The organism is Halorubrum miltondacostae, assembly GCF_041379815.1.
GTDB classification, from domain to species: Archaea; Halobacteriota; Halobacteria; order Halobacteriales; family Haloferacaceae; genus Halorubrum; species Halorubrum miltondacostae.
This window is the reverse complement of sequence record NZ_JBEDNY010000003.1, coordinates 232,980-244,268: the sequence shown is the minus strand read 5'-3', so window position 1 is coordinate 244,268 and position 11,289 is coordinate 232,980. Positions and strand designations below refer to the sequence as shown.

The window sequence follows — 11,289 nt, the reverse complement described above, 5'->3', positions numbered from 1 at the left end:
TGCGCTTCCGCCGGCGCGTGGGTTAAATCCACGCCTGCGGTTATCGGCCCCGAGAACGCGTCGGGGGCGGGGGACTGCGAGTCGCACGAGCGACCGAGGGAACGCAGCGAGTGACCGATACTTAGGTCTCCGACTCCGCCAAGAGACTCGTCACTCCGTGTACGGCTTCTCGATGCTCCCGTCGCCGCTGATGTACGCGTTCATCCGGCGCGCCACCCCGTCGAACAATGTGATGAGCGGCGAGAGAACGCGCTCGACGAGCCGGATCGGCGACGCGACCCGGAGCGACCACGTCTCCGCGTTGCCGAGGCCGAACGCCTTCGGGACGATCTCGCCGAAGACGAGCACGAGGACGCTGGTACAGAGGGTCGTCACCACGATCGCCGGCCCGGCTGGGAGGTAGCTCGCGATCAGGACGGTCACGATACTCGAGATGGCGATGTTGACGACGTTGTTCCCGACGAGCAGGGTCACGAGGAGGCGGTGCGGGTCGTCGTGGAGTCGCTTCAGGACGTCGCCCCGGGGGCCGCCCGTGTCGGCCTGCCGCTCGAACCACTCCGCGGGCAGCGAGAAGATCGCGGTCTCGGAGCTGGAGAAGAACGCGCTGAACCCCAGCAACACGATCACCGCCGCTACGCCGACCACGCCGAGTGCGACTCCGACCATGCCCCGTGTCGAGAGAGAACTCCAAAGAGGGTGTCGGAGGAACTGCTGAACCCGGCGCGTCGGCGTCGCTCTCCAGTCGGCGACGAGTGGTGCCGGGGGGCCGCCCGGCGAGAGAAGACGGTTGGACCGCGTTACTCCTCTTCTTCCTCTTCCTCGACCGGTCCTCGTCCTCGTTCCCAGACGGAGTCGGCGGAGGTGTCGTTCGGTGCGGTGTGCGAGACGTCTTTCATGGTATCGCGATCGCTTGCCATATTGGCAGTCGATAGCCCGGACCCCCGTATTAACCCTTCGTGGAAAGAGATAATGAGACCTGATACCATATAAGGTATTAATATTTACTCACGAAGCGCTTCCTCGATCGATGGACGAACTGCCAATTAGTCGGGCTTGAACCGCACCGAACCGTACGATCGTAGGAGTATTCTGGCGGACCACAGCGATGAGGGTCGCCGGCGTCGGACGACGCGGCGTGGACACCACAGCCGCGCACGACACCCGAACCGGGGTGGTCCGCGAGGGAGCGAGGCTCGCGGTCGGTCGCGACGTCGACGCCCCGGTGGAGCGGACGGCGACCGCGCTCCGCGACACGCGACGGTGGCCGGAGTGGAGCCCGTCCGTTCGGGGCGTCGAGAGCACCGACCGGTACGTCGAGACCGGGACGGCCGGGCGCGTCCGGGTCGCGTGCCGCTGGGTCTCCTTCCGCGTGACGGCCGCGACGCGGCTCCGCTGGGACTGGCGAGTCGCTGGGGTGCCCGCGACGGGCCATCGCGTCGACCGCTACCCGAGAGAGTCGGGTCGGTGTCGAGCGGTGATCGAGGTCCCGCTTGTCGCGGCCCCGTACGTCCCCATTTGTCGGCGGGCGCTCGACCGGTTCGCGGCGCTCGTCGAAGGAGCGGAGTGAGTCGGGCGACGGGGCCTGCCGAGCACGTCGAGCACGCGCGCAGTCGTCCCACCGAGCCCGTCGAGCGCGCGTCGTCGCCTGACGGTCTCACTCCTCGTGATTGTCCTCGAACGGGTCGATGACCGCGCTGCCCGGCTCCGCCTCGTCGAGGGTGAACCCCGGCCCATGCGTCGCGAGTTCGAAGACGAGCCCGTCGGGGTCGGAAAAGTAGACGCTCTTGAAGTAGGTCCGGTCTTTCACCTCGGAGACCCGGACATCGTGTCCCTCGAGGCGTTCCTTCCACTCGCGGAGCGTCGCCTCGTCTTCGACGCCGAACGCGAAGTGATGGCTCGCCCCCGGGCCGGGCGTCCCCTGCGAGCGGGGGTACTCGAAGTAGGTGACCGTTGTCCCTGGTTCGCCCTCTGGGGTCGACGAGAAGTAGTAGTGCGGCGTCCCGGGGTCGTCGTAGTTCTGCGTCCGCTTGACCGTGTGCCAGCCGAGCACGTCCTCGTAGAACGACTGGGTCTCGTCCATGTCGGTACAGATGTTCGTGACGTGGTGGAGCCCCGTCGTCGGCGGCGCGTCGGTCATGGTCCGTGTGGTCGGTCGTCGGGAGGACAGTTAGTCGTACTGGCGACCTGGGGGTCGGCCGTGTCGGTGGCGTGGAACATGTCGCGGCGGTCGCGGAACGGGTCGTTCGGGCGGTCCGGTCAGTCTGTTCGGTCGAGAACCGGGGCGGTCAGTAGCTTTGGCCGCCGTTCAGAACAGGCCCATCCCGACCGCGTACGGCCACGCGGAGCCGCCGACGGCGAGCAACGCGAGCGCGGCGCCGGCGCCGTAGACGTTCTTCAGGAAACTCGTCATCTCGTTCTGCTTCTCCTCGGGGTCGTCCATCGACCAGAAGTCGTGCATCGTCACGGCCGAGACGAGGAGGAAGAAGGCGAGCGAGCCCGCGGCGAGGACCGGGAACGCGCCAGCGGCGACGGCGAGGCCGCCGAGGGCGAGGACGGCCCCGGAGGCGATCACCGAGAACCGCGGCGCGGGGAGGCCCTTGAATTCGGCGTAGCCGGCCATCGTCTCGAGGTCAGTGAAGTGGTTGAGGCCCATGAACGCGAGCGTCGCGCCGAACAGGATCCGGCCGAGTAGGAAGAGTTCGCCCGCGAGGGGGGTGTCGAACTGGAGCGGTAGCGTCGCGAGTTCAGCTAACATCGTGTAACCTGCTATACGGACGTAATCTATTTATCGCTTCCCGGACAATACAGTTAGTAGGTAACACCGATGTCATCACAGGACCTCACCGGCTCGGAGTCGGTGGACACGGCGGAGACAGCGGCCGACGCGGCGACCGAGGCGACGGGTGCGGACGCGGAGATGGACACGACGGCGGATGCGGTGACGACGCCCGACACGCCCTGTCCGGTCGTCGACTCGATCGAACAGATCGGGTCGCAGTGGCGGCTCGTCGTCCTCCACGAGCTGTTGAACGGCGAGTCGCGGTTCAACGAGCTCAAGCGCGAGACCGACGCGAACGCCCGCACGCTTTCGCGCGTCCTCGACGACCTCCAGGAGACGGGGTTCGTCGACCGTCGGCTGGAAGAGGACTCGCCGGTGGCGACGTACTACAGTCTGACCGCCAAGGGGGAGTCGCTCGCCCCCGTCTTCGAGGAGATCGACTCGTGGGCCAACGAGTGGCTCGCCGAGTGCGACGCGTGAGAGTGCGTTAGCGCGATCGGTTCTCGCTCGTAAATCGCTGACTACAATTCGACGACGGACACTTCCAAAGCCCCAACCGCACAGTACCACCCAGCACGGGCGGAACGCGCTCCACCGCCGAAACGCACACCCTTCTCCGGCGCATACATGACGCCGTGTACGCCGGACTGAAGAACACCCCCTGTTGCCTGTGCGGCCGGGACGACACCCACACCCGGATCGCTGTGCCGCCGCGGGCGCTCCGGCTCATGGAGAACGGCGGGCCCATCGCGTGGCGCGACGTCGTCGGCACGGTCACGCTCCGCTTCTGCGCCGACGACTGGGACCTCGTGAGCGACCTCGCCATCGAGATGGACTCCCACCCGCTCTCGCGGTGTAACGCGGCGCACGTCTCCCTGGACCTCCGCGAGGACCACGAGGCGCTGCTGTCGGCGACGAAGGCCGAGACGGACCAGACGGAACTGGAGGCGCGGCTGGCGCGCGAGGCCGAGACGACCCTCGACGCGGTCGACGACCCCTACACCGAGGAGCGCGACGTCGTGGAGGCGATCGTCGTGTTGCGCGCGTTAGAAGAGCTCGGCGTGCGGGAGCGCCCCGGCGACGCCGCCGCACTGGCGGACGACGACTGAGTCGACCGGGGCGGACGCTCGCTCACCACCTGACCTCGAACCCGTCCTCGCCCTCCGGCTCGCCGTACTCGGCGTCTACCTCCTCCACCTCGGCGGCCCGGCTCCCGGTCTCGCACCACTCGACCATGTCGCGGACGTCTCCCTCGGGGCCCTCGAAGACGGCCTCGACTCGGCCGTCGTCGAGGTTCCGCACCCAGCCGTCGACGCCCGTCTCGCAGGCCGTGTCGCGAGTGGTCGCCCGGTAGTAGACGCCCTGAACGCGGCCCGAGACGAACACGTGCGCGCGAACGCGGTCGGTCATCGGTCGGTGGTGCGGCGCGCTCCCTGTTAAACGGCCCGCCCGCAACCGACGCCTACTAACTCCCGCGCGCCGACGTGGGCGACATGGACCTGTTCGGAACCGCCGGCATCCGCGGCGGCGTCGAGGACCGCGTCACGCCGTCGCTCGCGCTCGCCGTCGGGCGAGCCGTCGGCGCGGCGATCCGGGACCGAGCCGACGAGTCGACCTCCGACCCCACCGTCGTGCTCGCCCGCGACGGGCGAGTGACCGGCCCGGCGCTCGCGGCCGCGATTGAGGCCGGCCTCTCTGCCGGCGGCGTCGCCGTCCGACGCGCGGGACAGCTCCCGACGCCGGCGCTGGCGCACGCCTCGCGCGGCCGTCACGGCGTGATGCTGACGGCCTCGCACAACCCTCCCACCGACAACGGGATCAAACTGTTCCGGGACGGCGTCGAGTTCGACCGCGAACTGGAGCGCGCCGTCGAGTCGCGGGTCGCCGACGAGGCGCCGGTGGCCCCGTGGGACGAGTGGACCGCGGCGACCCGGGTCGACCCGCTCGGCGGCTACCTCGGACACGTGCGCGAGTACGCCGCCGGCTTTGGCGCGGATCTTGACGGACTCCGCGTCGCCGTCGACTGCGGCAACGGGATGAGCGCGCCCGCGACGCCGACCGTCCTCCGCGAGCTCGGCGCCGCCGTCGTCACGCTCAACGGCAACGTCGACGGCCACTTCCCGGGCCGCGGGAGCAAGCCCACGCCGGAGACGCTCGCCGACCTGCGCGCGTTCGTCGCGGACGCCAACGAGGGAGTCGAGAATCCGGGTCGACCGGTAGATGAGGGAGGCGGAGCGGGCGGCGACGCGGACGCGAGCGAGACCGAAGGGTTCGCCTTCGGGATCGGACACGATGGCGACGCCGACCGTATCGTGATCGTCGACGCCGACGGCGAGGTCGTCCACGAGGACACGGTCCTCGCGGTCCTCGCGGAGCGGTACACTCGCGCGAGCGACGCCGCGGACCCGGTCGTCGTGACGACGCCGAACGCCTCCGGGCGGATCGGCGAGCGCGTCCGCGACGCCGGCGGCCGCGTCGAGCGCGTGCGGCTCGGCGCGCTCCACGAGGGGATCGCCGCGGTGCGCGCGGAGGCCGCCGCCGACACCAGCGTCGTCTTCGCGGCCGAGCCGTGGAAGCACATCCACGTCGCCTCCGGCGGGTGGATCGACGGCGTCGCCTCCGCCGCGGTGATCGCCCGCCTCGTCGCCGACGAGGGGCTGGCGGCGCTCCGCGCGCCGGTCACGGAGCGCCCCTACCGGAAGGTGAGCGTCGGCTGCCCGGACGACGCGAAGGAATCGGTGATGGACCGACTCGAGACGGCGCTGCCGGAGGCGTTCCCCGCGGCCGCGGTCGACACCGACCACGGCGTCAGGCTGGAGTTCGACGACGCCTCGTGGACGCTCGTGCGTCCGTCGGGCACGGAGCCGTACGTGCGCGTCTACGCCGAGAGCGATGACGTGGACGAGCTCGTCGCCGACGTCGAGAACGTGGTCGAGACCGCGGTCGCGGCGACGGAGTCGGTATAGGCGGCGTAGACAGTCGTCGACGGGAGACGCCCCGGCGCTGCGCGCGTCCGGGCTTCGCGTTCTGTCCCCGTTTACGACCGTGAATGATACGGGTCCGTGGATCGGAACACCGATCGAGGCCCGCTTTTACCCGGTGTTCGGCCGTCTCATTTCACGAACGTGCCTCCCTCTCGGCGCGGGAACGACGAATTTATGCCGTGTTCCGACGGGGTTACGAGTGAGATGGCATCCGACTTCGATCGGCGGCGGTTCATCAAGGCGGCAAGCGCAGCGGGCCTCGTCGGCCTCGCGGGGTGCGGTGGCGGGCCGAGCGACGGCGAGGACGAGTCGGACGGCTCCGACGGCTCCGACGGCATGGACGGCTCCGATGGCTCCGACGGCTCTGACGGCTCCGACGGCGGGGACGGGTCCGACTCGCCGCCGGCGACCGTCGGTATCGTCTACTCCGACGGCGGGCTGGGTGACAACTCGTTCAACGACGCGGCCCAGCAGGGTATCTTTCAGGCCGAAGAGGAGTTCGGGATCGAGTACAACGAGGCGGAGCCGGAGGGCGCCGGCGAGTTCTCGCAGTTCCAGCAGCGGTACGCGAGCTCGACCGACCCGGACTACGACCTCGTCTCCACCATCGGGTTCAACCAGGGCGACGCGCTCTCCGAGACCGCGCCGCAGTACCCCGACCAGGACTTCATGATCGTCGACACCGTGGTCGAGGAGCCGAACGTCGCGAACTACCTCTTCCGCGAGGAGGAGGGGTCGTTCCTGATGGGCGTCCTCGCCGGCGAGCTGTCCACGACCGACTTCTCCGCCGGAGCGGGATCGACCGACCCCGACTCGACGAACGTCGGGTTCGTCGGCGGCGTCGACAGCCCCGTCATCCGCCGGTTCCAGGCCGGATTCGAGGCCGGCGTCGACTACGCGACCGACGACGTCGACGTCATCACGAGCTACGTCGGCAGCTACGCCGACCCCTCGGGCGGACAGGAGGCGGCGTTGTCGATGTACCAGAGCGGCGCCGACATCGTCTACCACGCGGCCGGCGCGACGGGCGTCGGCGTCTTCCAAGCCGCGCAGGAGGAGGGTCGGTTCGCGTTCGGCGTCGACCAGGACCAGTCGGTCTCCGAGGAGTCGTTCGCCGACGTGATCGTGGCGTCGATGGTGAAGCGCGTCGACACCGCGGTGTACGAGTCGATCTCGAACGTCATCGACGACAACCACCAGGGCGGCAGCACGACGGCGCTCGGGCTGGAGTCGAACGGCGTCGAGTGCGTCTACGGACAGGAGATCGGTGACGACGTCCCCGACGACATCGTGTCTTCGGTCTCCGACGCCCGCGACGGCGTCATCGCCGGGGACATCGACGTCCCGGACACCACGAGCAACTGAGCCGAGCGCGGCGAGCACTCGGGCCGAGTCGGGCACGGCGAGCGTTACGGGCCGGATCCGACGCGGCGGCCGGACTTCCACTTTTCATCGGTACGGTCCGTAAACTGACAGCTCTCGCGCCCCTCGGCCGCGAATCCGCGCGTTTTTAGGGACTCCCACGGAGTTACGGGTGAATGAACCCGGCGGTCCACTTGGACGGCATCACGAAGCGATTCCCCGGGGTCGTCGCGAACGACGACGTTGATCTCGCGGTGGAGCGCGGGAGCGTCCACGCCCTGCTCGGCGAGAACGGGGCCGGAAAGACCACGCTGATGAACGTGCTGTACGGGCTCTATCAGCCGACCGAGGGGACCGTCCGCCTCGACGGCGAGCCGCAGTCGTTCGACTCCCCGCGGGACGCGATCGACGCCGGCATCGGCATGATCCACCAGCACTTCATGCTGGTCGACCCGATGACCGTGTGGGAGAACGTCGTCCTCGGCAACGAGCCGACGACGTGGGGCGGGTTGCGCGTCGACAAGGAGGCGGCCCGCGAGGCCGTCGTCGAACTGAGCGAGCGCTACGGATTCGACGTGGACCCCGACGCGACGATCGCGGACATCTCCGTCGGCGAACAGCAGCGCGTCGAGATCCTGAAGGCGCTGTACCGCGGGGCGGACGTGCTCATCATGGACGAGCCGACCGCGGTCCTCACCCCGCAGGAGGTCGAGGAGCTGTACGGCGTCTTCGAGGAGCTCACCGAGCAGGGGAAGACGATCATCTTCATCTCGCACAAGCTTGGCGAGGCGCTATCGGCGGCCGACGACATCACCGTCCTCCGCGACGGCGTCAACGTCGGGACCGTCGCCGCCGCAGACGTGACCCGAGAAGACCTCGCGGAAATGATGGTCGGCCGGGAGGTGCTGATGGAGCCCGCGACGACGCCGCAGGCGGCCGGCGACCGCGTGCTGAGCGTCAGCGGGCTGGACGTCGACGACGACCGCGGCGTGCGGGCCGTCTCGGACCTCTCGTTCGAGCTCCGGGCCGGTGAGGTGTTCGGCATCGCCGGCGTCGACGGGAACGGGCAGTCCCAACTCGTCGAGGCGATCACCGGGCTGCGTGAGCTGGCCGACGGCGACATCTGGTACCGCGGCGAGTCGCTCTCGGGGACGACGCGCCGCGACCGGATCGACCGCGGGATGGCGTTCATCCCAGAGGACAGACAGGAGCGCGGACTGGTGATGTCGTACGACCTCACCGAGAACGCCATTCTCGGGAGCCAACACGACCAGCCGTTCGCTCAGGGCGGGCGACTGGACTGGGGCGCGTCACGCGACCACGCCGAGTCCGTGATCGAGCAGTACGACGTCCGGCCGCCCGATGCCGCGGCGGAGGCGGAGGCGCTCTCCGGTGGGAACCAGCAGAAGTTCATCGTCGGCCGCGAGTTCGAGCGCGACCCGGACCTCGTCGTCGCGATGCACCCGACCCGCGGCGTCGACATCGGCTCGACGGAGTTCCTCCACGACCGACTGCTCGAACTGCGCGCGGAGGGGAAGGCGGTCCTGCTCGTGTCCTCGAAGCTCGACGAGGTCCAAGGCCTCTCAGACCGGCTCGCCGTGATCCACGAAGGCGAGTTCAGCGGCGTCGTCGACCCCGCGACCGTCACCGAGGAGGAGATCGGGCTGCTGATGGCGGGCGAGACGCCCGACGACGACTCGGTCGAGGCCGCCTCCCTTCACGAGGAGGCGACCGACCCGGTCGCGGGCGAGCCGACGGTCGACGGCGACGAGGTGGACGCGTGAGCGACGCCGGCCCGGAGGCCGACCGAACCCCCTCCGTCGTCTCTCGACTGATCGCGCCGTTCGTCGACCGGAGCGTCGCGGAGCGGCTGGTGATAAGCATCGCCGCGATCCTCCTCTCGATCGCTGTCGGGTTCGTCATCGTGCTGGTCTCGGGCAGGATCGCTCAGTGTTCGACGGCCGCCTGGACGATGCCGCTCACCGGGATCGGCTTCTGTTACGACCCGATACAGGTGTACGTCGTGCTGTTCAACGGCGCGTTCGGCAACCCGATCGCCGTCGGCGAGCCCGGGCTGTTCAACCCGAACTGGACGCCGTTCAACCTCTCGCTCGGGCTGACGCTCTCCGAGACGACGCTGCTCATCTTCACCGGGCTGTCGGTCGCCGTCGCGTTCCGCGCCGGCCTGTTCAACATCGGGACGCAGGGCCAGCTGGTCGTCGGGGCGCTCGCGACCGCGCTGACCGTCATCGCGGCCGCGCCGCTGTTGCCCGAGGGTCCCGTGGGCGGTGCGGTCCTGATCGTGCTCGGCACCGCGGCCGGCGCGGTCGGCGGCGGGTTCTGGGGCGCGATACCCGGCGCGCTCAAAGCGTACGCCGACGCCAACGAGGTGATCACGACGATTATGCTGAACTTCGTCGCGGCGAACGTCGCGTACGTGCTCGTGCTGGAGGTGTTCCGCGCCGAGGGGTCGTCCGTGGTCGCTACGCAGTACGTCCCGGAGTACGCCCAGTTCCTGCCGTGGTTCTTCCCGCAGTCGGCCGACTTCGCGATCGTGGCGCTCCTCGTCGGCATCGCGTTCATCGGCGCGCTCTACTACCTCATCGAGCACACCTCGTTCGGCTACGACGTCCGGACGAGCGGCGTCCAGGCGGCCGCCGCGGAGTACGGCGGCGTGAACGCGAAGCTCACGACCGTCCGCGCGATGACGCTGTCGGGCGCGCTCGGCGGCATCGGCGGCTCGGTGTGGGTGCTCATGTCCGAGGGCCGCTGGATGGCCTCGATCCCGACCTTGGGGTTCGACGGGATCACCGTCTCGATCCTCGCCGGGAACAATCCCATCGGGGTGTTGCCGGCCGCGTTCCTCTTCGGCATTCTGAAGGGCGGCGCCTTGGAGATCGGGTTCCGGACGGACGTCCCGACCGAGCTCGTGGGCGTGCTGCGCGGGCTCATCATCCTGTTCGTCGCGATGCCGGAGTTCTTCCGGATGATCGGCAAGTACGCGGGCATCGGTGCCAGCGGCCCCGGAAGCGGGGTCCGGACCGACCCCGACGAGACGGACGAGGCCGTCGGTACCGACGGAGGTGAGCCCGATGCGTAACCCGATCGCCGACCTCTCGATCCCGATCCTCGACGACCTGATCGAGTCCGACTACACGCGGTCGCTCGTCGTCGGCGTCGTCGTCGTGTTCGGACTGCTCGGCGTTGTGGGCGCGGCATTCCCCGACTCCGTCGCCGGAGACCTCGCTGCCATTGCGTTCTCGACCAGCACAGCCACGTCGACGGCGCGGCTCGCGGCGCCCATCGTGCTCGCCGGGCTAGGTGGGATCTTCGCGGAGAAGTCCGGCGTCATCAACATCGGACTGGAGGGGCTGCTCATCATCTCGGCGTTCGTCTCGATCTACGCGGCGTCCGTCGTCGGGATCGGGAACAGCGTGCTGGGCGTTCCCGCCCTCGCGGTCGCGTTCCTCGCCGGCATCGCCGCGTCGACGGTGTTGTCCGCGGTGTTCGCGGTCGTCTGTATCGAGTTCAAGGCCGACCAGATCATCGCCGGACTGGCGGTGTGGCTCATCGCGCTTGGGCTCGCGCCGTTCCTATCGCGGGTGCTCTTCGGCGGCGTCAACACGCCGAACCTCGGGGCCAGCGTCGGCTGGCGGTACTCCGCGACGCTCGTCGTGGTCGCGACGCTGGGCTCGTGGTGGCTCCTGAACCGGACCGCCTTCGGCAAGCACCTCCGCGCCTCGGGGGAGAACCCGAAGGCGCTCGACACCGTCGGCGTCTCCGTCTCTCGGGTCCGGTACGCCGGCGTCCTCCTCTCTGGCGTGCTCTCCGGCGTCGGCGGCTCGGCGCTCGCGCTGTCGATCGGGCAGTTCGTCGGCTCCGGCGAGACGATGGTCCAGGGCAAGGGGTTCATCGCCATCGTCGCGTACCTGTTCGGCAACTACAACCCGCTTGGTACGCTCGGGGCCGGCGTGCTGTTCGCCGGGCTCGACGCGACACAGATCCGGCTCCAACAGCTCGGCTACGCGATCCCGGACACGCTCGTCCAGACGATCCCGTACGTCGTCGTGATCGTCGTGCTCACGCTGGTCGGGCGGACGCAGATCCCCGAGGCCGCGGGCGAGCACTACGAGACCGAAGAGTAGGTCGCGCTCCCGGGCGGCC

Annotated in this window: 13 protein-coding genes; 8 read left to right on the top strand and 5 right to left on the bottom strand. The window is 69.3% G+C overall.

Going from position 1 to position 11,289, the window contains the following annotated elements; translation table 11 throughout:
• Positions 1-150 precede the first annotated feature (150 nt).
• Both ABNG04_RS10245 and ABNG04_RS18150 read right to left on the bottom strand, forming a co-directional pair.
• Positions 151-666, bottom strand: a complete 516-nt coding sequence (locus tag ABNG04_RS10245; RefSeq protein ID WP_371162323.1) for a CNNM domain-containing protein — start codon at positions 664-666, stop codon at positions 151-153.
• A gap of 131 nt (positions 667-797) precedes the next feature.
• A complete protein-coding gene (locus ABNG04_RS18150; protein ID WP_510952315.1) occupies positions 798-917 on the bottom strand; it encodes a DUF7989 family protein in 120 nt (39 codons plus the stop codon).
• A gap of 188 nt (positions 918-1,105) precedes the next feature.
• On the opposite strand from ABNG04_RS18150, the gene ABNG04_RS10240 reads away from it, so the two are divergent.
• Entirely contained in the window at positions 1,106-1,567 is a 462-nt protein-coding gene (locus ABNG04_RS10240) for an SRPBCC family protein (protein ID WP_371162322.1), read from the top strand.
• 87 nt (positions 1,568-1,654) lie between these two features.
• Here ABNG04_RS10240 and ABNG04_RS10235 read toward each other — a convergent pair whose 3' ends face one another.
• The gene (locus ABNG04_RS10235) at positions 1,655-2,137 is read right to left on the bottom strand and encodes a VOC family protein (RefSeq protein WP_371162321.1); all 483 of its coding nucleotides are present in this window, start codon (positions 2,135-2,137) and stop codon (positions 1,655-1,657) included.
• 168 nt (positions 2,138-2,305) lie between these two features.
• Positions 2,306-2,755: a DoxX family protein gene (locus tag ABNG04_RS10230; RefSeq protein ID WP_371162320.1), complete on the bottom strand. Its 450-nt coding sequence runs from the start codon at positions 2,753-2,755 to the stop codon at positions 2,306-2,308.
• Positions 2,756-2,824: 69 nt separating this feature from the next.
• Between ABNG04_RS10230 and ABNG04_RS10225 the strand changes: the two genes are divergently transcribed.
• Entirely contained in the window at positions 2,825-3,259 is a 435-nt protein-coding gene (locus ABNG04_RS10225) for a winged helix-turn-helix transcriptional regulator (RefSeq protein ID WP_371162319.1), read from the top strand.
• Positions 3,260-3,414: 155 nt separating this feature from the next.
• A complete protein-coding gene (locus tag ABNG04_RS10220; protein WP_371162318.1) occupies positions 3,415-3,888 on the top strand; it encodes a DUF7960 family protein in 474 nt (157 codons plus the stop codon).
• Positions 3,889-3,910: 22 nt separating this feature from the next.
• Here the strand turns inward: ABNG04_RS10220 and ABNG04_RS10215 are convergent, their stop codons facing one another.
• A complete protein-coding gene (locus ABNG04_RS10215) occupies positions 3,911-4,189 on the bottom strand; it encodes an acylphosphatase (protein ID WP_371162317.1) in 279 nt (92 codons plus the stop codon).
• 83 nt (positions 4,190-4,272) lie between these two features.
• On the opposite strand from ABNG04_RS10215, the gene ABNG04_RS10210 reads away from it, so the two are divergent.
• From ABNG04_RS10210 to ABNG04_RS10190, 5 genes are all read left to right on the top strand, one after another.
• Positions 4,273-5,745 carry a phosphohexomutase domain-containing protein gene (locus ABNG04_RS10210; protein WP_371162316.1) on the top strand — a complete coding sequence of 491 codons (1,473 nt, stop codon included), beginning with the start codon at positions 4,273-4,275 and terminating at the stop codon, positions 5,743-5,745.
• 222 nt (positions 5,746-5,967) lie between these two features.
• On the top strand, positions 5,968-7,128 hold the full coding sequence (locus tag ABNG04_RS10205; RefSeq protein ID WP_371162315.1) for a BMP family lipoprotein: 1,161 nt from the start codon (positions 5,968-5,970) through the stop codon (positions 7,126-7,128).
• A gap of 173 nt (positions 7,129-7,301) precedes the next feature.
• Complete coding sequence (locus ABNG04_RS10200; protein WP_371162314.1) at positions 7,302-8,909, top strand: ABC transporter ATP-binding protein; 1,608 nt, start codon at positions 7,302-7,304, stop codon at positions 8,907-8,909.
• Positions 8,906-10,225 (top strand): ABC transporter permease, encoded by a 1,320-nt coding sequence (locus ABNG04_RS10195; RefSeq protein WP_371162313.1) that lies wholly within the window; start codon positions 8,906-8,908, stop codon positions 10,223-10,225. The genes ABNG04_RS10200 and ABNG04_RS10195 overlap by 4 nt, the downstream gene beginning before the upstream one ends.
• On the top strand, positions 10,218-11,270 hold the full coding sequence (locus tag ABNG04_RS10190; RefSeq protein WP_371162312.1) for an ABC transporter permease: 1,053 nt from the start codon (positions 10,218-10,220) through the stop codon (positions 11,268-11,270). The genes ABNG04_RS10195 and ABNG04_RS10190 overlap by 8 nt, the downstream gene beginning before the upstream one ends.
• The last annotated feature ends 19 nt before the right edge of the window (positions 11,271-11,289 follow it).